Below are 21,313 nucleotides of genomic sequence, written 5' to 3' on the forward strand. Positions count from 1 at the left end.
AGAAAACATGGGAAAGAAGCGAAATAAAGTATCTGTCATCGGAGCGGGTTTTACAGGTGCAACAACTGCGTTTTTAACGGCTCAAAAAGAATTGGCTGACGTCGTGCTAGTCGACATTCCGCAGCTTGAAAACCCTACAAAAGGGAAAGCGCTCGATATGCTGGAAGCGAGCCCTGTCCAAGGATTTGACGCGAATATTACAGGAACGGCAAACTATGAAGATACGGCCGGCTCAGATATCGTCGTCATCACGGCGGGAATCGCAAGAAAGCCGGGAATGAGCCGGGACGACCTCGTGGCTACAAATGAAAAGATCATGAGGAGCGTAACGAAGGAAGTTGTTAAATACTCACCTGATTGCATCATCGTCGTTCTGACAAACCCTGTGGATGCGATGACATACGCCGTCTATAAAGAATCGGGCTTCCCGAAAGAGCGGGTCATCGGCCAGTCGGGAGTTTTAGATACGGCAAGATTCAGAACGTTTGTCGCTCAGGAGCTCAACCTTTCCGTCAAAGACATTACAGGTTTTGTACTGGGCGGACACGGGGACGATATGGTTCCTCTCGTTCGCTACTCTTATGCAGGCGGCATTCCGCTTGAAACGCTTCTTCCGAAAGACCGGATCGATGCGATTGTTGAAAGAACGAGAAAAGGCGGGGGAGAAATTGTCAATCTGTTAGGAAACGGAAGCGCGTACTATGCGCCGGCTGCTTCCCTGACAGAAATGGTTGAAGCGATCTTAAAAGACCAGCGCCGCGTGCTGCCGACTATTGCCTACCTTGAAGGCGAATACGGCTATGAAGGCATTTACCTTGGCGTTCCGACGATTATCGGCGGAAACGGTCTTGAACAGATCATTGAACTTGAACTGACTGAAACAGAAAGAAGTCAGCTTGATCGATCCGTTGAATCAGTCAAAAACGTCATGAAAGTATTATCATAATGAAAACAACAGGGAGGCTTTATACAAGCCTTCCTGTTTTTGAATGCGAACTTTTTTTACATAAAACCATATGAAAATCAAGACATAAACACGGGCTGTCAGCATATACCTAATCATAATCATCTGCCCGGACATTTTCATTCTTTTTTCTGGAAGCATTCCATCGCTTAAAACAGCGGTTTATGGCCGAAAAAGAGAGATTTTATGCAAAACACTGAAAAATCAAATTGTCGAACGGATAGGCTTTCGTTAAAATAGGAGTGAAAACGTTTATTTAACAAAAGATAGAGAAAGAGATGTCGGGGAAATCTGAAGCCTGGAGGCATGTCATGAGCAAAAAGATATTAGTTGTAGATGATGAGGAATCGATTGTTACACTTCTAAAATATAACCTTGAACGGTCGGGCTATCATGTGGTGACGGCCATGGACGGAGAGGCCGGCTTATTAAAGGCGATTGAAGAGAAGCCGGATCTGATCGTGCTCGATCTGATGCTTCCTAAAATGGACGGCATTGAAGTATGCAAGGAACTCAGACAGAAGAAGCTGATGTATCCGATTTTGATGCTGACCGCGAAGGATGATGAATTTGATAAAGTGCTCGGTCTCGAACTGGGTGCCGATGACTATATGACGAAGCCGTTCAGTCCGAGAGAGGTGACGGCAAGGGTCAAAGCGATTTTAAGAAGAACACAGACGCTGTCCGTTCATCCGGAGGAGACGGAAGAACCGGATGCAGGCGAGCTGATCATAGGCGAACTGAAAATACTGCCTGAACATTATGAGGTTTACTTTCAAAACGAACGCCTCGAACTAACGCCGAAGGAATTCGAACTCCTTTTATATTTGGGAAGGCATAAAGGGAGGGTGCTGACGAGAGATCTTCTCCTCAACGCTGTCTGGAACTACGACTTCGCGGGCGATACGCGCATCGTCGATGTCCATATCAGCCACCTTCGCGATAAGATCGAAAAAAATACGAAAAAACCGGAATACATTAAAACAATCAGAGGTCTTGGCTACAAAATGGAGGAGCCGAAGCTGAATGATTAAATTCCGGACCCGGCTTTTAGCTGCCCTGCTGACGCTTTTGATTCTCGTATTTGCTTCACTCGGTTTTCTGCTCGTTCACTTGTTTCACTCCTCATACGATGCCAAACTGAGCAGCCATATTGAAAAAGAAGCCGCTTTGGTCGCTTCATTGGCAAATCGTGAAAACATGAAGTCTTCGGAGCAAGGAGCCATTTTAGAGAAGGCAAGCCGTGAACTGGACAGTCATGTATCGCTGGTTGATACAAAAGGTCAGGTTCTTTTTCATTTTGGGGGCCGCGCAGAAGATCAATCCGTTATCAAAGAAGCGCTTGAGTCGGATTTAAACGGTGAAGGAGGAGGCTTCAGAATCAACCCGGATGACGAGTCCGTTTACCGTTACGTGCAGCCGCTGAAAGAAGACGGGAATGTGAATGGATATATTCTGATCAGCACTCCTGTCGATCCATTGCAAGATATCAATCAAAAGATCTGGATTCTCCTCGGCGTGAGCCTTGGAACGGCCTTTTTAATCATCGCCGGGCTTGGGGCGAGAATAACCTCTCAATATACGAATCCGATTGAGTCTGCGACACAAGTGGCGATTGAACTTGCCAAAGGAAACTATAAAGCAAGGACTTTCAACGAAGATGAAACGATGCTGAGCCAGTCCATCAATATGCTGGCGCAGAATCTGCAGGACATGACAAGAGCCCAGGAAATGCAGCGCGACCGTCTGCAAACCGTCATCGAAAATATCGACTCCGGGCTGATCTTAATCGATGGAAAGGGTTATATTCACCTTGTGAACCGGGCTTATCAAAAGCAATTTCACGTAGAAGCCGATCAGCTTCTTTACCATTTCTATCACGAAGTGCTCGAGCACGAAGAAATCATTAATCTCATTGAAGAAATTTTCATGACGGAAACAAAGGTCCGCAAAATGTTTAAACTGCCGATCAAAATTGAAAGAAGGTATTTTGAAGTCGACGGGGTTCCGATTATCGGCATCAATGATGAGTGGAAAGGCATCGTTCTCGTGTTCCATGATATGACGGAAAGAAAGCAGCTTGAAGAAATGAGGAAGGACTTTGTCGCCAATGTCTCCCACGAGCTGAAAACGCCGATTACGTCAATCAAAGGGTTCACCGAGACGCTTTTGGACGGAGCGATGAACGAAAGGGAGACGCTGCTGCAGTTTCTATCGATCATCTTAAAAGAGAGCAGCCGTCTGCAAACGTTGATCCAGGACCTGTTGGATCTGTCGAAAATCGAACAGCAAAACTTCACCTTGAATATTCAAAATTGCAATATTGGTGAAATCCTCGCTGAAATTGAGATGCTTTTGAAGAATAAAGCGGAGGAAAAAGGAATCACCTTGACCCTGGAAAAGCCGGAGAAGCCGGCCGTTGCTTCCGGGGATCCGCACAGACTAAAGCAGATCTTTTTAAATTTGGTGAACAATGCCCTCACATATACGCCTGAAGATGGAAACGTAACGATTTCGGCTGATGTACTGGAAAATGCAGTGCAAATCAAAGTGAGGGATACGGGCATCGGGATCAAGCGGTCCGAAATCCCGAGGATATTCGAACGCTTCTACCGGATCGATAAAGACAGGAGCAGAAATTCAGGAGGAACCGGTCTCGGCCTTGCGATCGTCAAGCATTTAGTCGAAGCCCACGACGGTGAAATCGACGTCGAAAGCGAGCGGGGAAAAGGCACCGAATTCACGGTCCGCTTAAAACGCGCATCCGAGTAGCTTCATTTAGCAAACTTTACAAAGGCTTAACAACTTTTATATATATGGTTAAAACTTGGCTGATAGGATCATTAGTGAACCCCTTCATCCAAGGAGCCATATGGACGGACGCGATCAACAGCGCGTCCCTTTTTTTATTTTTCTGCGAAATCACTCTCATTTTCCTTTCAAAATGAACTTTGCTAAAATAAAATAAGCAAATATGATCACGAAGTTGAATGGAAGCTGACGAATCGGCTCCTTAGGAGGATAAAGATGACTGAAAGAAAAAAATTAGTATTGGTCGACGGAAACAGCCTGGCTTACCGCGCGTTTTTCGCTCTGCCTCTTCTCAGCAATGAAAAAGGGATACATACAAACGCTGTGTACGGTTTTACCACGATCTTAATGAAGATGCTTGAAGAAGAAAAACCGACCCACATGCTCGTTGCTTTTGATGCGGGGAAAACGACATTCAGACATAAAACGTTTAAAGAATATAAAGGCGGCAGACAAAAAACGCCGCCCGAGCTGTCCGAGCAGCTGCCGTTTATCCGCGAGCTCCTCGACGCCTATCAAATCTCAAGGTATGAGCTTGAAAACTACGAGGCCGATGATATTATCGGCACCCTTGCCAAGTCAGCGGAAAAAGACGGGTTTGAAGTGAAGATTTTTTCCGGCGACAAAGACCTGACACAGCTGGCTACAGAAGGAACGACGGTCGCCATCACGAAAAAGGGCATTACAGATGTTGAATACTATACGCCGGAACATGTCCGGGAAAAGTACGGACTTACACCTGAACAGATCATTGACATGAAAGGGCTGATGGGAGACTCATCAGACAATATTCCAGGCGTGCCGGGCGTCGGCGAAAAGACGGCGATCAAGCTTTTGAAACAGTTCCATACAGTAGAGGAGCTGCTGTCGTCAATAGACGAAGTCAGCGGAAAAAAACTGAAAGAAAAGCTTGAAGAATTTAAAGAACAGGCATTGATGAGCAAAGAGCTTGCGACAATTACGACAGAAGCGCCGCTTGAAGTCACCCTCGATTCCCTCGGTTACGAAGGTTTTGACAGGGAAGCGGTCGTCAAGATTTTTAAAGATCTCGGCTTTAACTCTTTGCTCGAAAGGATTGGCGAAGAGCCGGGAGAAAAAGAAGAAGAACAGTTTGAAGAGATCAACGTCATGATCAAAACAGACATCACCGATGACTTGTTTGCGTCACCGGCTTCACTCGTTGTCGAACAGCTCGGTGACAATTATCATGAGGCGCCGATCCTCGGTTTTTCGATCGTCAACGAACATGGCGCTTTCTTCATTCCGGAAGAGACGGCCGTTCAGTCGGACCGTTTTAAAGAGTGGGCCGAAGACGAGTCGAAAAAGAAATGGGTGTTTGATGCAAAACGCGCGGCGGTCGCTTTGCGCTGGCGGGGCATCGAACTGAAAGGCGCAGAATTTGACGTTCTCCTTGCGGCCTATATCATCAATCCGGGACACTCCTACGACGATGTTGCAAGCGTTGCGAAAGAACACCAATTACACATCGTCGCGGCAGATGAAGCGGTCTACGGAAAAGGCGCGAAACAGGCGGTGCCGGATGAGAAGGAGCTTGCCGACCATTTAGCCAGAAAAGCGAAGGCGATATCGCTGCTGCGCGAAAAGCTCCTTGATGAATTGGAGAAAAACGAGCAGCTCGATCTGTTTGAAGCGCTCGAAATGCCCCTCGCCCACATTCTCGGTGAGATGGAATCGATCGGTGTCCAAGTCGATGTCGACAGACTGAAAAAAATGGGGGAAGAACTGTCCGCCAAATTAGCGGAATACGAGAAGAAAATCCACGAGTCAGCAGGTGAAACGTTCAACATCAATTCACCAAAACAGCTCGGTGTGATTTTGTTTGAAAAACTCGGGCTGCCTGCCGTCAAAAAAACAAAAACGGGCTATTCGACTTCAGCCGATGTGCTGGAAAAACTGCGCGACAAACACGTCATTATCGAGGATATTCTGCACTACAGACAGATTGGCAAGCTCCAGTCCACATACGTCGAAGGGCTTTTAAAAGTGATCAAAAAAGACAGCCATAAAGTGCATACCCGCTTTAATCAAGCTTTAACACAGACGGGAAGGCTCAGCTCAACAGATCCTAATCTGCAAAATATACCGATCCGTCTTGAGGAAGGCCGCAAAATCCGCCAGGCGTTTGTCCCTTCGCAAAAAGGCTGGCTCATGTTCGCTGCGGATTACTCCCAAATCGAATTGAGGGTTCTCGCCCACATATCAAAGGATAAAAATTTGATTGAAGCGTTCACGAACGATATGGACGTTCACACGAAAACGGCGATGGATGTTTTTCATGTATCAGAAGAAGAAGTCACTCCTGCGATGAGAAGGCAGGCGAAAGCCGTCAATTTCGGAATCGTCTACGGAATCAGCGACTACGGCTTGTCGCAAAACCTGGGCATTACAAGAAAGGAAGCGGCAGCGTTTATTGAGCGCTATTTCCACAGCTTCCAGGGAGTCAAAGAATATATGGAAGAGACCGTTCAAGAAGCGAAACAGAAGGGCTATGTGACGACTCTTTTAAGCCGGAGGCGGTATATCCCGGAATTGACGAGCCGGAATTTCAACCTGCGCAGCTTTGCCGAACGGACAGCGATGAACACGCCGATCCAGGGAAGCGCCGCAGATATCATTAAGAAAGCGATGATCGACATGGCGGACAAGCTGAAAGAAAAAAATCTTAAGGCAAAACTGCTGCTACAGGTTCATGACGAATTGATTTTTGAAGCGCCTGAAGATGAAATCAAAGTGCTTGAAAAACTTGTTCCGGAAGTAATGGAACATGCATTGGAGCTCGATGTTCCACTGAAAGTGGACTGCGCTTCAGGGCCTTCATGGTACGATGCAAAATAGAGAAAAGGAAGTGATGATGTGCCGGAATTACCAGAGGTCGAAACGGTCCGGCGCACTCTTGCCGGGCTTGTAAGAGGGAAAACGATCGATGCGGTTAATGTCAGATGGACAAAAATCATAAAACGGCCGGAGGAGCCTGAGGAATTCGCAAGGCTCCTGGCCGGTCAGACGATTCAGTCGATCGGAAGAAGGGGAAAATTCCTGTTGTTTCATCTTGATGACTGTGTCATGGTTTCCCATTTGAGAATGGAAGGAAAGTACGGGCTTCATCAAAACGATGAACCCCTTGATAAACATGTGCACGTCATTTTCAGGTTCACGGACGGAAGCGAACTGCGCTACCGGGATGTCAGAAAGTTCGGCACGATGCATTTGTTTAAGCCGGGGGAGGAACTGACGGAGCTGCCTCTCAGGCAGCTCGGTCCCGAGCCTTTCAGCGGAGAATTTACAGCCGGTTATTTAAGAGAGCGCCTGAAGAAAACAAACCGCTCGGTGAAAACCGCACTGCTCGATCAGCGGACAGTGGTCGGACTGGGCAATATTTATGTCGACGAGGCTTTGTTCAGAGCCGGTATCCATCCCGAGACAACAGCGAACAAGCTCACCAAAAAACAGACGGTTCTTCTTCATGAAGAGATCGTTCAAACATTAAAGGAAGCCGTTGAAGCAGGGGGAAGCACAGTCAGATCTTACATCAATTCACAAGGAGAAATCGGCATGTTCCAGCTCAAACTTTTCGTTTACGGCCGGAAAGATGAACCTTGTAAAAAGTGCGGATCTCCAATTGAAAAATCAGTCGTTGGCGGAAGGGGCACGCATTTTTGCATAAAGTGCCAGAAAAAATGACAATCGCATAAAAGGGACACAACAGCAAGCCGTATCATGGTTCAAGCTGTCGATGCATAGGCTCCATATAGCTGTTAAAAGCAAGCTTTAAGGTGTGATGTTTCTTTTTCGGGTGAACAACACACGGATGGTTTTCTTCTTTCATATATATAAGAAGCCTAGAAAGCTGCCTTTAGGCTGCATGACTTACACCGCTCGCATCAACAGAAAGGAAGAGCCTGATATGATGTTTGCATCTTTCTTGCTGCTGGCATTTGCCGTCAGCTTGGACAGTTTTTCAGTCGGATTTACTTACGGATTGCGAAAGTTGAAAATCCCATTTAAAGCGATTTTGATTATTGCTTTTTGCTCTGGTGCCGTGATGTATATGGCCATGATGATCGGAACCCTTTTGGCGAAATTCCTGCCCGTTGTCGTAACAGAAAGGCTCGGAGCCGTCATATTAATGGGGATCGGCGCATGGGTGCTGTATCAGTTTTTCAGGCCGGAGAAAGAACAGGATCTCGTCTTCTCTGAAAAAACGCTCATCAACCTTGAATTGAAATCGCTCGGAATCGTGATACACATATTAAGAAAACCGACAAGCGCCGACATTGATAAATCAGGAATCATTACCGGTATAGAAGCTTTCCTTCTCGGTTTCGCCCTCTCTATTGACGCGTTCGGAGCAGGGATCGGCGCGGCTGCGCTCGGCTTTTCCCCTGTACCGATGAGCATTACGGTAGGCATCATGAGCTCATTGTTCGTATTTTGCGGAATACAGGCGGGACGATTTTTATCGAAATGGAACTGGATGGATAAACTGACCTTTCTTCCCGGTATATTGCTGATTATGATCGGCATCTGGAAACTGTAAGAAGGAGGTGCAGGCCTTTGACATTGGTCATCGGGTTGACCGGAGGGATTGCCAGCGGCAAAAGCACTGTCGCGCAAATGTTCCAGCAGTGCGGCATCACGGTCGTCGATGCGGACGTGATCGCGAAAGAGGCTGTTGAACAAGGGATGCCCGCTTATCAGAAAATCGCTGAGACATTTGGTCAAGGCGTGCTGCTTGAAACAGGCGATATCGACCGGAGAAAACTTGGAGAAATTGTTTTTGCTAACGAAGAAAAGAGGATGCAGTTAAATGCGATCGTCCATCCGGAAGTGAGAAAAATGATGATCAAACAGCGCGACGAAGCCATCCGGGCCGGTGAACAGTTTGTTGTTCTCGATATTCCGCTTTTATATGAAAGCGGGCTTGAACATTTGACAGATAAAGTGATCGTCGTCTGGGTGCCGATGGAGCTTCAGCTTGAGCGGCTGATGAAAAGAAACCGGCTCACTGAAGACGAGGCGCTGAACAGAATTCACGCCCAGCATTCTCTTGAAGAAAAAAAGAAAAAGGCAGACGCGGTGATCGATAACAGCGGCAGCCTGAAAGATACAGAAGCGCAGCTTCATCAGCTGCTTGATACATGGTCAAATATTGAAAAGTGAGCGCGAAATTGCGCTCACTTTTTTATTAGTCGTTTTTAAACTGGCTGTAATTCGCATAATACAGCGTGGTGCGTTGTGCTCCTGCATACCGTTCGGCAAAAGCTTTGGCATTGCCTGCCTTCATCGTCCGATAGCTGTAGTTGGATGAAGGTTTCCAGCTTGTTTCAGGCGATTTCTGTCCCTTTATCGCCGGATATGACCCGACATCTTTAAACGACCCGTCTCCGTAATCATCAAGTATGCCTTTCTCGCTGCCCGTGCCGAAGTAATTGGCTTCAGAATAAATTTTGGCCAATGTCGTTATCGTGAAGCCAAGATGGTAATTGTTGATATAATTGTTTTTCACATGAAAATGGCCGTAACGCATCAAGCCGGGCGCCCTGACATAGAGATTCTCAAAGCGGTTGTGGCTGATCGTCATCCGCGGATATCCATTATATATACTGTGGTATTGCTTGTCATCTTGAGGCCAGCCGAGAATCAAGCCGTACCTGTGGTCTGTGAATGTGCTGTGAGACAGTGTGACGTAATCGGCTTTAGCGCCGATGTATAAGAGCTTGTCGAGATCGTGACCGTTTGCTGAATAGCTGTGGCCCTGGAATGTGACATGGTCAATCCAGTAATTTCTCGAATCGGTAATGTAAACAGGGATGTCGTTGTTTTCATTTATGGATGCATCATGTGCAATGATCAGGTTTTTGAAAATAACGTTGCCTGAGTCCGCTTTTGTTTTAAAGTAAATGTTGTTCAGCTTATGTTTTTCATACGAGCCGATAATTGTTTTATTGGCGCCCACCGTCAATACCGTTTTGGCTGAAGCGCCGATATTGCTGGAGACGACAATGGTGCGGGTCGTTGAACCTTCAATATTGGCTTTCAGTTCGCCCAGATTGTTGACATAGACGACTTTTCCAAGCAGGCCGCCGGTTGTGCCTGTTTTCTGCTTGCCGTTCGTTTCCTTTGCATAGCCCGCGAAACCTTCGAGCCCGTCGCTTGGAAGTTTCCACTTTTGGACGGAGCTGCCTGTATATTTGGCAAGCTTCACCCCGCTGCCGTCCAGTGTCAGTGCAAGGCTGTTGTTTTGTGCACTGACGATTTTATACGTGATAAAGTCTCCATTTCCGTCTTTGTCAGCCCCAATAATATTCCACAACTCTTCCTTCCGTGAATTGTCATAGTAGACTACAGCGGGATTATTGTCTGACAATGCGTAATGGGCAGGGATGATAATTTTGCCGTTATCCATATTTCTGATTTTGAACTGTTTGCCGTCAGACGTATCCAGCCTCCATCTTTCTGCTTTTTCCCCGCTTGTCTGTTTTGTTGTCAGCGGTGCATTATCCTGATTCCCGGCGGGCGTGATGTTTATGCCTGATAAGCTTTCCAGCCTGATCATCTGTTTCGGATAATCTTCGTTTGCCGCGGAAGCTGCCGCTGTTCCTATAAAAAAATAAATGCCGGCCGCAGCCAAAAAAGAAATGATAAAATATACGTTTTTGGTTAGTTTCATGGTTGTCCTTCCTTGAAGACACTGCCTTCTGTCGTGTGAAAATTTAGCGCCGTTGGAAATTGTAGCACTAAAGATGGATTTGAAATATATGCTTTAATGCCGTTTTTTTCTAGTCCTTTGTTCACTGTTTCGCAAAAAATGCGTAAATTTGCTGTAAAAGAAACAAATGGTATGGCTAATTAAAAATAATGTGTTATACTTATTTTGAATAAATCATGATGTGGAATGACATAAAATAAGGGGTGCATATTTGATGAAAGTGAAAGTTGCGATAAACGGATTCGGCCGGATCGGCAGAATGGTGTTTAGAAAAGCGATGCTTGATGAACAGATTGACATTGCGGTGATCAATGCGAGCTACCCTCCGGAAACGCTCGCTCATTTAATAAAGTATGACACAAATCACGGCCGATATGAGCTTGATGTAAACGCTGGAGACGATTGCCTGTTCGTTAACGGTAAAAAGGTCATGCTGACCAATCAGAGGGACCCTAAGCTTCTTCCGTGGGCGCAATACGGGATCGACATCGTCGTGGAAGCGACGGGGAAATTCAACTCAAAAGAAAAAGCGGATGCTCATATTGAAGCCGGCGCGAAAAAAGTTATTTTGACAGCGCCGGGGAAAAATGAAGACATCACAATCGTGATGGGCGTCAACGAACGCGAATTTGATGCGGAGCATCATACGATTATTTCAAACGCTTCCTGTACGACGAATTGTCTCGCTCCTGTCGCAAAAGTGCTTGATGATGCATTTGGCATTGAAAACGGTCTGGTGACCACCGTTCACGCATTTACAAATGATCAAAAAAATATTGATAATCCGCACAAAGACTTGAGAAGGGCGCGCGCCTGCGGGTCTTCGATCATTCCGACAACGACAGGCGCCGCGAAAGCGCTGTCACTTGTCATGCCTCATTTAAAAGGAAGAATGCACGGCCTGGCCCTGCGCGTTCCCGTCTCAAATGTGTCACTCGTTGACCTTGTGGCTGATTTAAAAAGCGATGTGACGGCAGAGGATATTAATGAGGCGTTCCGAATGGCGGCGGCAGGCTCCATGTCCGGCATCCTTGATGTATGCGATGAACCGCTTGTCTCATCCGATTTTAATACGAATCCATACTCGGCCGTGATTGACAGCCTTTCAACAATGGTGCTTGAAAACAGAAAGGTGAAAGTGCTCGCATGGTATGACAACGAATGGGGATATTCATGCAGGGTTGTCGATTTGATCAGATACGTGGCTTCAAGAATGAAACACCCTTCGGCTGTATAAAATAAGAGCATGGACGGATAAAAAATCAATACCCCTTAACCATCAAATGATAAAACCGCCTTGCAAAAAATATTCAAACAAAGTATACTATTTTTCGTGAACTTCTAGTTCGTGAGCGCTTCGGCATTACTTAAAGGGTTAGGACCTCTCCGGACTAACTTTCCCCCGTGGTAAATGACCGGTTCAGTTGCTTGGAAATTCACTTTTTTAATTCTTGTTAAGGGGGGTCCATGCTATGGAAACAATGGGGCGTCACGTTATCTCCGAACTTTGGGGATGCGATTTTGATAAGCTGAATGACATGGATTTTATTGAAAAAACGTTTGTAAATGCGGCACTGAAGTCAGGTGCTGAGGTACGTGAGGTAGCCTTTCATAAGTTTGCACCTCAAGGTGTAAGCGGGGTCGTGATTATTTCTGAATCTCACTTGACCATTCACAGTTTTCCTGAACACGGATATGCCAGCATTGATGTTTATACTTGCGGAGATTTAGATCCGAACGTAGCTGCCGATTATATCGCAGAAGAATTAAGAGCGGAAACAAGAGAGAACATTGAAATACCGAGAGGCATGGGACCTGTTCAGGTGAAACAGGCCAAAGCCAAAGCACAGGCACTTTAATGCCGATAGAGGAGCTGGATAAAAAAGCGGACACCGCTTTTAAAATCCGCTCCTTTTTCTTTCCTCTCGCGACAATCCCCGAAACATATTCTCCCCGGCATTCTCTGCCCTAATTTGTTTTCCCTTGGAAATCAACCATTTTTTTAATAAAATATAGAGAAGAAAGACAAAGGGGACAGGGGATATGAGTCTTTTTCAAAACATTCACCGGTTTTTTTCTACACACGCCGAAACGTCTGACCGTCATCCTTCGGACGAGCTGAAGAGCCGTTATTATAAAGCGGCGTCAAAAGAAGCGCTCAATGCTGTAAAGGAAGTGCTGGAAGGGCTTGACGGCTGCAAGGTGACATCGGTGTCGAAAGAAAGAGGAGAAATCAGCGCCGAGGTGAAAAAAACGAGAAAAGCTTTTGTGGTGGCGACAGTCGTTTCGATTCGCCCTTTTGATACAGCGGTGGATTTTAATGTGTCAACGGAAACGTTTTTGCCGACCGATTTTGGCTACAGCCGCGGGCTTGTCTCGACGCTATACAGCGAACTGGACGGAAAGCTGCAGAAATCTGTACATTCAAACAATTGAATAGGGAGCTGAAAAAATGAAATGTCCAGCATGTCAGCATAACGGGACGAGGGTTTTGGACTCCCGTCCCGTTGACGAAGGCAGATCGATTCGCAGAAGACGCGAATGCGAATCATGCAACTATCGATTTACTACATTTGAAAAAGTGGAAGAAATTCCGCTCATCGTCGTAAAAAAAGAAGGAATCCGGGAAGAATTCAGCCGCGAGAAGATGCTCCGCGGTTTGATCAAAGCGTGCGAAAAACGCCCTGTCGCCTTAAAGCAGCTAGAGGATATTTGCTTTGAAATTGAAAAAGAGCTTAGAAATCAAGGCGTTGCTGAAGTGAAAAGCGACATGATCGGAGAAATGGTGATGGACCGGCTTGCGAAAATCGACGAAGTCGCATATGTCCGGTTTGCTTCAGTATACCGCCAATTTAAAGATATTAACGTATTTATCGACGAGCTGAAAGATTTAATAAAGAAAGAACGGTAAAGAGCTGTAAATTAATCCAGCTCTTTTCTCATGATAAAACCACGGTCGTGTGACATGAAGGCCTGAAAAAGGTGTAAAATGAGGACAAGAAACAAAGTGGAAGGTTGACAAAAAATATGAGTAATTATTGGAAAAATTTGCTTCCTGTCGATCCGTACGTTGTCAAAAGCTGCGGATTGCTGCAGGACTTGGACCGGCAAATTGTCACGCTATTGTATCAGCCTCTGATCGGTTCTTTTTCCTTCAGCTTGTTTCTCACGCTGTGGGGAGAGCTGGAGCAAAACAGAGTCTGGGGGAAAAGCTCGACTCACAGACAGCTGATGGCGGCGATGCAGACCAACCTGAAGACGATTCACTCAGAAAAGGAAAAGCTTGAGGGAATCGGACTGTTGAAAACTTTTATAAAAGAAACGGAAGACGAACGTTTGTTTATATATGAATTGATTCCGCCGCTCAGACCGGATGAGTTCTTTCAGGACGGCATGCTGAATGTCTTCTTGTACAACCGCGTCGGAAAAGCGAGGTTTCAGCAGCTGAAAGAATACTTTTCCCACCCGTCTGTTCCCGAAGAAGCACGGGATATCACCCGTTCTTTCAACGACGTTTTTGCATCTGTCCAGCCGAGCGAATGGAAGATGTCTGACGATATGATCGAAGCGATGGAGCTTCGCGAAGATCGTGAATGGATGAAAGAAGGGAATGGCAAACCGGCGGCAGTCACAGACGACGCCTTTGACTTTCAACTGTTTCTCGCCGGTCTATCCGACACGCTGATCCCGAGAAAAGCGCTGACAGACCAAGTGAAGGAAACGATTAAAAAGCTCGCCTTTCTTTACGGGATCGAACCGCTTCAGATGCAAAACGTCGTCATGTCAGCCGTTGACGAGCACGATACGATCACGACAGAAGCGCTCAGAAAAGCGGCGAGCGACTGGTATCAAATCGAGCGCAGCGGCCCGCTTCCGGAACTCGTCGACAAAGTGCAGCCGATGAATCTCCGCGAACAGCCGAATCACCAGTCGTCAACGAACGCCAAGGAAGACAATTTGATCGCTTTGCTTGAGCAGGTATCGCCAAAAAAGCTGCTGCAGGATATCGGCGGCGGAGCGGAACCATCCAAAGCCGATCTGAAAATTATAGAAGAAATTATGCTTGACCAAAAATTAGAGCCCGGCGTCATCAATGTTCTGATTTATTATGTCATGCTGAAAACCGATATGAAGCTTTCGAAAAATTACACCCAAAAAATCGCTTCTCACTGGGCCAGAAAAAACGTTCGCACGGTTAGAGAGGCCATGAAGCTTGCGAAAGAAGAAAACCGCCAATACCTTGAATGGGCGGAAGGGAAGAAAAACCCTTCCCGGAACAAGAAAGTCATCAGGGAAGAAAAGCTGCCTGACTGGCTTCGGGAAAGTGACGAAGCCGACAGCAAACCGCCGGAAACAGAGCCGGCCGGTTCCGCAGCCAGAGAAGGCTTTGACCAGCAGAAACAGAAGCTGCTCGAAGAAATAAAAAAACTGAAAAACCATTCCGCTCTTTAATGTGAGGTGAAGATGATGGAGCCGATTAAACGCGCTTTGCAAGGCGTGACGACGAGACCCGATTTTCAAAAACGCCTTGAAGATATGAAAGAAAAAGTGCTCTCTGACAAGGATGTTCAGGAGTTTTTAAACAGCCGTCAGGCAGAAGTGGATCAAGGAATGATCGACAGAAGCCTAAACAAGCTTTATGAATTTACACAGCAAAGCAAAGCATGCCAAGACTGCCCGAGTCTGAAAGAATGCAAAAACCTGATTCAAGGTTATCATCCAAAGCTTGTGATGAACGGAAAGACGATCGATGTTCAATATGACAGGTGTCCGGAAAAAAAGGCAGCGGACGAGAGGGAAAGACAGCGGTCGCTGATTAAAAGCATCTATATTCAACAGGATCTCTTGAATGCTACGTTTGCCGATATTGACGGAGATGACCCGAGCAGATTAAAGGTCCTTCAGCTTGTGACGGGCTTCTTGCATGACTATAGCGAAACGGGAAAGGGAAAAGGCATCTACGTCTACGGGAAGTTCGGGGTCGGAAAAACCTTTATGCTGGCCGCCATCGCCAACGAGCTTGCGGCAAAGGACCATCCATCCATTCTCGTCTATGTCCCTGAATTTGTCAGGGAACTGAAAAATGCGATACACGATCAGTCGCTTGAGGAAAAGCTTGAGATGGTCAAGTCTACACCGATTCTGATGCTCGATGATATCGGTGCGGAGTCCATGTCAAGCTGGGTGAGGGATGAGGTACTCGGCGCCATCCTTCAGCACAGAATGTCTCATCAGCTGCCGACGTTTTTCTCTTCAAACTTTGACCCCAATGAACTGAAACACCATTTCACCTATTCGCAAAGGGGCGAAAAAGAAGAGGTGAAAGCGGCAAGGCTGATGGAGAGGGTGCTGTATTTAGCGACGCCTGTCCGGCTGGACGGGAAAAACCGGCGTCAGTAATCACATGACCCCGAGCTTCAATCACGGAGATGAAGAAGATGCGAAAAAGAACCTTGGCCAAATGGACGGTTATCGCTGTAATCGCGGCGGCCGGACTATGGGTGAATGCGAAATACCTGAATCTGAGCCCCGCTCATATAAGAGAAGGCGTCTTATCCTTCGGGATTTTCGCCCCGCTGATCTATATCGGATTATTGATGATCCGGCCGTTTTTGCTGCTTCCTGCTTCCGTTTTCGCCGTCAGCGGCGGCCTCGCATTCGGTCCGCTGTTTGGCTCTTTGTATTCTTTTATCGGGGCGGCAGGCGGTGCATTTTTGTCATTCGCTGTTGCATACAGGCTCGGCGGAAACTTTCAGCACATGCCGCTGAAGCTTGACAGCCTGCGGACGCTTTTGCGGAAAAACGGCTTTTTCTGCATTCTGCTCTTGAGGCTCGCGCCGATTCATTTTGACGCGGTCAGCTATGCGGCAGGCGTTTCCAAAGTGAAGCCCCTGTCGTTTGTCCTGGCGACGGCTGCGGGCATCATTCCGGGCACCGTTATTTTAAACGTGCTCGGGTCAAGCCTCTTGACCGGAGACATCATAGCGATTGCAGCTACAGCGGCAATTTACTTGATATTCATTACAGTGCCTCTTTTGTTCAGAAAAAAAGTGCAGGCGCTCCTCGATTAAGGGCTCATCCTTTTTTTACGTCTATTTTATTTGTCACCCCCATATACATGTATCAGATGTTGTTAGGGGGGACAAACATGCTTGAAATTACATTTGAAGATGATTATGATACAGCCGCGTTTTTGCATCTCCTTCGCAATGCGGATGCGAACCGGCATATCAAGATTTACGAAGCGCCAGGGAAGATTGGAATTGAAAAGACCCATTCCTCTGTCAGTATTCAGGCCTATATTGAGCCGGTTCTGACGAGATTTTTTACAGAATGCAAAGAAGACGAATACATGCTTTCGGTTATTGAAGGCGATTATTACTTTTTGGACCGGGATGAACAGCAGCAGATTCTTCAACTGGCCCACAGCATTATGGAGGGCGAACTTGAAGGGCTTCCTCTCAACAAGGACGACACCCCTCGCGAACATTACATTATTCAGGAGCTCCAAACGATCTGTCTTGAGGAAAACGTCTTTTCCATTCGGTCCTTTATGACATTTCGCCTCGGGAGGTATTATGAACGCCTCAGGTCTTATGTGGAGGCGGCGATCGACGAGTATAAAATGGAGCAGGAATATCAGACATTCATTCAATCACTGAGAGACTACGTCATGTCGAAAGAGCCGATGCTTGACCATGTCCACATTGTGCACGACGGTTATTTTGTATTGTGGGAATTAAAGTATATTTCTGAACGGGAACAAAAAAAATACATAGACAGGCGGTTCGTAAGAGAACACCCGATGTATATTGATTCCCATCTCCTGGCTCCACTCGTATCGATTGCGCCGGAAAAAATAGACCTCTATACAGAAGACCGGGAACACGCCATGGTTCAGACCATACAAAATATTTTTCAGGAGCGCGTACGGATTCTTTCGCTTGACGCCTTTCATCCGCGGGAAAACATTTTGGAAGAGCATTCTTGATTTTGTGTGAAAAACGATTTATAATACGATGTAAACTTAAAGATATCATGTATCGATAAGGACATGAAAAGATGAACACCGGTTTGACAGAGAAGGAGACCACGGCTGAAAGTCTCTTAAGCCAAGGAGCATTTTTTTACCGCCTTTGAACATCAGTTGTGAACGGCAATGTGTCTAGTAATGACTGACGGGACTTCCCGTTACAGAACCGAAAGCCGAGAGCGCGACGGATTTTTTGCGTTTTCGGGAAAAAGGGTGGAACCACGAATTCCGTTTATTAATCCTCGTCCCTTTCATAGGGGGACGGGGATTTTTTATTTTGTAAAAAAAAGGAGTGACTAGGATGTCAGATATGGTAAAAATCAAATTTCCTGACGGAGCGGTTAAGGAGTTTGCAAAAACGACGACAACAGAAGATATCGCGGCATCAATCAGTCCCGGCTTAAAGAAAAAATCAATAGCGGGGAAATTAAACGGCAAAGAAATCGATCTGCGCGCACCGATCCTTGAGGACGGCGCCATCGAAATCATTACAGAAGGCAGCGAAGAAGCGCTGGAAATCATGCGCCACAGTACTGCACACTTAATGGCCCAGGCGATCAAGCGGCTGTATAAAAACGTGAAGCTCGGCGTGGGTCCGGTCATCGAAAACGGCTTCTACTATGATGTGGATATGGAAGAAGCGCTGACTCCGGAAGACCTTCCGAAGATTGAAAAGGAAATGAAAAAAATCGTCGGCGAAAATCTGCCGATCGTAAGAAAAGAAGTCAGCCGTGAGGAAGCCAGAGCCCGGTTTGCCGAAATCGGCGATGATTTGAAATTGGAACTGCTTGATGCGATTCCGGAAGGCGAAACGGTATCGATCTATGAGCAGGGCGAATTCTTCGATCTGTGCCGCGGTGTTCACGTTCCTTCGACAGGGAAAATTAAGGAGTTCAAGCTGCTGAGCCTTGCGGGGGCATACTGGCGCGGAGACAGCAACAACAAGATGCTCCAGCGCATTTACGGTACGGCTTTCTTCAAAAAAGCGGAGCTTGATGAGCATCTTCGCCTTCTTGAGGAAGCAAAAGAACGCGACCACAGAAAGCTCGGCAAAGAACTGAAGCTGTTTGCGATTTCGCAAAAGGTAGGGCAAGGGCTGCCGCTTTGGCTGCCAAAGGGTGCGACCATCAGACGCGTCATCGAGCGCTATATCGTTGACAAAGAGCTTGCGCTCGGCTATGAACACGTGTATACACCTGTCCTCGGCAGCAAAGAACTTTACGAAACGTCAGGGCATTGGGATCATTATCAAGACACAATGTTCCCTCCGATTGAAATGGACAATGAAACATTGACGCTTCGTCCGATGAACTGTCCGCACCATATGATGATTTATAAAAACGACATTCACAGCTACCGTGAACTGCCGATCCGGATCGCAGAGCTCGGAACGATGCACCGCTACGAAATGTCAGGCGCTCTCTCAGGTTTGCAGCGTGTTCGCGGGATGACTTTGAATGACGCACACATTTTCGTCCGTCCGGATCAAATTAAAGAAGAATTTATCCGCACTGTCCGCCTGATTCAGGAAGTGTATGAAGACTTTGGCCTTGAACAGTACTCATTCCGCCTGTCTTACCGCGACCCTGAAGATACAGAGAAATATTACGACGACGATGAAATGTGGAACAGAGCGCAATCGATGCTGAAGGAAGCGATGGACGAGATCGGCCACGATTATTACGAAGCCGAAGGGGAAGCGGCGTTCTACGGACCGAAGCTTGACGTTCAGGTCAAAACAGCAATCGGCAAAGAGGAAACACTGTCAACTGTACAGCTGGACTTCCTTCTTCCTGAAAAATTTGATCTGACATATGTCGGAGAAGACGGAAAACCTCATCGTCCGGTCGTCATTCACAGAGGTGTCGTTTCCACAATGGAACGTTTTGTCGCTTTCTTAATTGAGGAGCATAAAGGCGCATTGCCGACATGGCTTGCCCCTGTTCAGTTCCAGGTCATCCCTGTATCGCCGTCCGTGCATCTTGACTACGCCAAAAAAGTCCAGGAGCGCCTGCAGCGTGAAGGGCTTCGCGTTGAAGTCGATATCCGCGACGAGAAAATCGGCTATAAAATCCGTGAAGCGCAGATGCAAAAAATCCCGTACATGCTTGTCGTCGGCGACCAGGAAGTTGAAAACGAAGCCGTCAACGTCCGCAAATACGGAGAGCAAAAATCAGAAACGGTTGCGTTTGCAGACTTCATTAAAAAAGCTGTTGCAGAAGCAAAGAAATAAACGAGAAAAAAGCATGATTCCCGCTCGGGAGTCATGCTTTTTTGCTTAGCTTGTCCGCTGTTTTTCCGCGGAGGATATCGAACAGTTCGCTCAAATGGCTGATTTCGTGATCAGGTGTAAGGTCAGTTTCATTCTTTTTGCCTTTGCGGTTGACCCAGACGGTTTGAATGCCTGCTCTGGAAGCCCCGAGAATGTCGGTGTTCAAGTTGTCTCCGACCATCACGGCATCATCCTTTGTCATACCGAGGAGACTGAGGCAGTGTTCAAATATGCTTGGATCAGGCTTTCCTTTTCCGAATTCACCGGAAATGACGATTTCATTAAAATAAGGAGCAAGTTCCGGTACACCTGCCAATTTTTCTTTCTGCAGGCTCGGATCGCCGTTTGTCAGCAAAAGAAGCTCTACTTTTCCTTTCAGTTCATCTAAAACGGCAAATGTTTCTTCATAGACGAAAGGGCTCTTTCGGCGCACTGCGGCGAAATATTCGCCGAGTTCTTCCCCGAAGGCGGGATCGTCGATGTCAAACGCCTTCAATCCGTTTGTCCATGCGCTTTTTCTGTATTCAGGAACAATTTTGTTCAGTTTTTGAAACCCTTCGCTGATCGGCTCGCTGAAGTTTGACCACAGGCCTTCAAATGGGTTGATGCCGATCATGACGGTGTATGGATATGTTTCATAAGACGTGTAAAGCTTTCGCGCTGCTTCGCGGACGGCTGCTTCAAATTCTTCCGCATGGATTCCGTATTTTTCTTCAGCTTTAAGACACGTTTTTGAAAATGCTGTGCTGACGCTTTTTTCATCCCAGAGCAATGTATCGTCTAAATCAAAAAATACGGCTTTCATGATCTTCTCCTCTGCCATTAATTTATAGAATTCTCTCATTTATTTTACAATAGATCAAAGGGATGTGAAAGAAATGAATTTAAGAATGTGATGTCATGCAGTGTCAAAGTGTGAAAGCTTCTCCAATATGATAGAATGAAACGGGTTTCTATTGTTTGGAAATGCAGGGGATTTTTAAGATGCATCTTATGGTCATGATAACGGGCTCATATGCAGACGGAAGAAGCGGATACAATGTAGAAATGGAAGGAATGGTTTTGTGAAAAAACGCTGGATATTTTGGTGGATTTGCAACATATTTTGGATGGCCGTTTTTGTAATGGGGACGGCTCTCGTGTGGCTGAGAGATGTTGATGGCGCCGGTGTTACTCAAACGCCTGAGCTTAAATTAATAGCTTTTATCGTTTTATTGATTGCATTTATATTTCCATTCATTATTCAAGTGGTGTGGCTGATTGTTAATTTGAAAACGGGTAGCAGCAAATAAGGAAACGGCAGCAAACAATTGCTGCCTTCAGTGTGTTGACAAACCCTCGCATTCGTTGTCAGGCCTGCGCGTCGGTGCTCGCGAATAGGAGAAGGACCGGCGGCTAACCGACCAGGCGTCCTGCCTGAACGCCGCCGTCATCACATCCTGTGAAAGTCCGCTCCGATGCTCGGCCATCCTAGACTGCAAGGGTTGCGGGTCACGCTGAAAG

The 21,313-nt window shown here is 46.7% G+C and carries 19 protein-coding genes; 17 read left to right on the top strand and 2 right to left on the bottom strand.

Features of this window, described 5'->3' with window-relative positions:
- The first annotated feature begins 7 nt into the window (after nt 1-7).
- The 7 genes from mdh (at nt 8) to coaE (ending at nt 8,956) form a co-directional block, all read left to right on the top strand.
- Nucleotides 8-946, top strand: a complete 939-nt coding sequence (mdh, locus tag MST20_RS12845; protein ID WP_020452553.1) for a malate dehydrogenase — start codon at nt 8-10, stop codon at nt 944-946.
- A gap of 329 nt (nt 947-1,275) precedes the next feature.
- Nucleotides 1,276-1,998, top strand: coding sequence for a response regulator transcription factor (locus MST20_RS12850; RefSeq protein ID WP_020452552.1), 723 nt, complete (start codon nt 1,276-1,278; stop codon nt 1,996-1,998).
- Entirely contained in the window at nt 1,991-3,736 is a 1,746-nt protein-coding gene (gene pnpS / locus MST20_RS12855) for a two-component system histidine kinase PnpS (RefSeq protein WP_243942700.1), read from the top strand. The genes MST20_RS12850 and pnpS overlap by 8 nt, the downstream gene beginning before the upstream one ends.
- A 255-nt stretch (nt 3,737-3,991) precedes the next feature.
- On the top strand, nt 3,992-6,631 hold the full coding sequence (polA, locus tag MST20_RS12860; RefSeq protein ID WP_243942702.1) for a DNA polymerase I: 2,640 nt from the start codon (nt 3,992-3,994) through the stop codon (nt 6,629-6,631).
- Between the two features lie 18 nt (nt 6,632-6,649).
- On the top strand, nt 6,650-7,477 hold the full coding sequence (gene mutM, locus MST20_RS12865; RefSeq protein ID WP_243942704.1) for a DNA-formamidopyrimidine glycosylase: 828 nt from the start codon (nt 6,650-6,652) through the stop codon (nt 7,475-7,477).
- A gap of 181 nt (nt 7,478-7,658) precedes the next feature.
- On the top strand, nt 7,659-8,333 hold the full coding sequence (gene ytaF, locus MST20_RS12870) for a sporulation membrane protein YtaF (protein ID WP_256700615.1): 675 nt from the start codon (nt 7,659-7,661) through the stop codon (nt 8,331-8,333).
- Nucleotides 8,334-8,350: 17 nt separating this feature from the next.
- Complete coding sequence (gene coaE / locus MST20_RS12875; RefSeq protein WP_243942706.1) at nt 8,351-8,956, top strand: dephospho-CoA kinase; 606 nt, start codon at nt 8,351-8,353, stop codon at nt 8,954-8,956.
- Nucleotides 8,957-8,981: 25 nt separating this feature from the next.
- Here the strand turns inward: coaE and MST20_RS12880 are convergent, their stop codons facing one another.
- Nucleotides 8,982-10,466 carry a pectate lyase family protein gene (locus tag MST20_RS12880; protein WP_326134709.1) on the bottom strand — a complete coding sequence of 495 codons (1,485 nt, stop codon included), beginning with the start codon at nt 10,464-10,466 and terminating at the stop codon, nt 8,982-8,984.
- Between the two features lie 253 nt (nt 10,467-10,719).
- Between MST20_RS12880 and MST20_RS12885 the strand changes: the two genes are divergently transcribed.
- The 9 genes from MST20_RS12885 (at nt 10,720) to thrS (ending at nt 19,771) form a co-directional block, all read left to right on the top strand.
- Nucleotides 10,720-11,742: a glyceraldehyde-3-phosphate dehydrogenase gene (locus MST20_RS12885; RefSeq protein WP_243942707.1), complete on the top strand. Its 1,023-nt coding sequence runs from the start codon at nt 10,720-10,722 to the stop codon at nt 11,740-11,742.
- Nucleotides 11,743-11,977: 235 nt separating this feature from the next.
- The gene (speD, locus tag MST20_RS12890; RefSeq protein WP_003184296.1) at nt 11,978-12,364 is read left to right on the top strand and encodes an adenosylmethionine decarboxylase; all 387 of its coding nucleotides are present in this window, start codon (nt 11,978-11,980) and stop codon (nt 12,362-12,364) included.
- Between the two features lie 184 nt (nt 12,365-12,548).
- Complete coding sequence (locus MST20_RS12895; protein ID WP_243942708.1) at nt 12,549-12,941, top strand: cytosolic protein; 393 nt, start codon at nt 12,549-12,551, stop codon at nt 12,939-12,941.
- A gap of 16 nt (nt 12,942-12,957) precedes the next feature.
- Nucleotides 12,958-13,416: a transcriptional regulator NrdR gene (gene nrdR / locus MST20_RS12900; protein WP_020452543.1), complete on the top strand. Its 459-nt coding sequence runs from the start codon at nt 12,958-12,960 to the stop codon at nt 13,414-13,416.
- 116 nt (nt 13,417-13,532) lie between these two features.
- Nucleotides 13,533-14,957 (top strand): replicative helicase loading/DNA remodeling protein DnaB, encoded by a 1,425-nt coding sequence (gene dnaB / locus MST20_RS12905; protein WP_243942709.1) that lies wholly within the window; start codon nt 13,533-13,535, stop codon nt 14,955-14,957.
- 15 nt (nt 14,958-14,972) lie between these two features.
- Nucleotides 14,973-15,905, top strand: coding sequence for a primosomal protein DnaI (gene dnaI, locus MST20_RS12910; protein WP_243942710.1), 933 nt, complete (start codon nt 14,973-14,975; stop codon nt 15,903-15,905).
- A 38-nt stretch (nt 15,906-15,943) separates the two neighbouring features.
- Nucleotides 15,944-16,576 (top strand): TVP38/TMEM64 family protein, encoded by a 633-nt coding sequence (locus MST20_RS12915; RefSeq protein WP_243942711.1) that lies wholly within the window; start codon nt 15,944-15,946, stop codon nt 16,574-16,576.
- 77 nt (nt 16,577-16,653) lie between these two features.
- Entirely contained in the window at nt 16,654-17,496 is an 843-nt protein-coding gene (ytxC, locus tag MST20_RS12920; RefSeq protein ID WP_243942712.1) for a putative sporulation protein YtxC, read from the top strand.
- Between the two features lie 343 nt (nt 17,497-17,839).
- Entirely contained in the window at nt 17,840-19,771 is a 1,932-nt protein-coding gene (gene thrS, locus MST20_RS12925; RefSeq protein ID WP_020452538.1) for a threonine--tRNA ligase, read from the top strand.
- A 31-nt stretch (nt 19,772-19,802) separates the two neighbouring features.
- Here the strand turns inward: thrS and MST20_RS12930 are convergent, their stop codons facing one another.
- Nucleotides 19,803-20,615, bottom strand: coding sequence for an HAD family hydrolase (locus MST20_RS12930; protein ID WP_243942713.1), 813 nt, complete (start codon nt 20,613-20,615; stop codon nt 19,803-19,805).
- 259 nt (nt 20,616-20,874) lie between these two features.
- On the opposite strand from MST20_RS12930, the gene MST20_RS12935 reads away from it, so the two are divergent.
- Nucleotides 20,875-21,102: a DUF3923 family protein gene (locus MST20_RS12935; protein WP_020452536.1), complete on the top strand. Its 228-nt coding sequence runs from the start codon at nt 20,875-20,877 to the stop codon at nt 21,100-21,102.
- Nucleotides 21,103-21,313: the final 211 nt, after the last annotated feature.

It is taken from the genome of Bacillus sp. B19-2, assembly GCF_022832475.1.
GTDB classification, from domain to species: domain Bacteria; phylum Bacillota; class Bacilli; order Bacillales; family Bacillaceae; genus Bacillus; species Bacillus paralicheniformis.

Excerpts from the sequence above, each read along its gene's own strand:
- polA (WP_243942702.1), top strand. The coding sequence starts at position 3,992 with ATGACTGAAAGAAAAAAATTAGTATTGGTCGACGGAAACAGCCTGGCT.
- MST20_RS12885 (WP_243942707.1), top strand. The coding sequence starts at position 10,720 with ATGAAAGTGAAAGTTGCGATAAACGGATTCGGCCGGATCGGCAGAATG.
- ytxC (WP_243942712.1), top strand. The coding sequence starts at position 16,654 with ATGCTTGAAATTACATTTGAAGATGATTATGATACAGCCGCGTTTTTG.
- MST20_RS12895 (WP_243942708.1), top strand. The coding sequence starts at position 12,549 with ATGAGTCTTTTTCAAAACATTCACCGGTTTTTTTCTACACACGCCGAA.
- ytaF (WP_256700615.1), top strand. The coding sequence starts at position 7,659 with ATGACTTACACCGCTCGCATCAACAGAAAGGAAGAGCCTGATATGATG.
- pnpS (WP_243942700.1), top strand. The coding sequence starts at position 1,991 with ATGATTAAATTCCGGACCCGGCTTTTAGCTGCCCTGCTGACGCTTTTG.
- mdh (WP_020452553.1), top strand. The coding sequence starts at position 8 with ATGGGAAAGAAGCGAAATAAAGTATCTGTCATCGGAGCGGGTTTTACA.
- MST20_RS12915 (WP_243942711.1), top strand. The coding sequence starts at position 15,944 with ATGCGAAAAAGAACCTTGGCCAAATGGACGGTTATCGCTGTAATCGCG.
- speD (WP_003184296.1), top strand. The coding sequence starts at position 11,978 with ATGGAAACAATGGGGCGTCACGTTATCTCCGAACTTTGGGGATGCGAT.
- thrS (WP_020452538.1), top strand. The coding sequence starts at position 17,840 with ATGTCAGATATGGTAAAAATCAAATTTCCTGACGGAGCGGTTAAGGAG.
- MST20_RS12930 (WP_243942713.1), bottom strand. The coding sequence starts at position 20,615 with ATGAAAGCCGTATTTTTTGATTTAGACGATACATTGCTCTGGGATGAA.
- MST20_RS12850 (WP_020452552.1), top strand. The coding sequence starts at position 1,276 with ATGAGCAAAAAGATATTAGTTGTAGATGATGAGGAATCGATTGTTACA.
- MST20_RS12880 (WP_326134709.1), bottom strand. The coding sequence starts at position 10,466 with ATGAAACTAACCAAAAACGTATATTTTATCATTTCTTTTTTGGCTGCG.
- dnaI (WP_243942710.1), top strand. The coding sequence starts at position 14,973 with ATGGAGCCGATTAAACGCGCTTTGCAAGGCGTGACGACGAGACCCGAT.
- nrdR (WP_020452543.1), top strand. The coding sequence starts at position 12,958 with ATGAAATGTCCAGCATGTCAGCATAACGGGACGAGGGTTTTGGACTCC.
- dnaB (WP_243942709.1), top strand. The coding sequence starts at position 13,533 with ATGAGTAATTATTGGAAAAATTTGCTTCCTGTCGATCCGTACGTTGTC.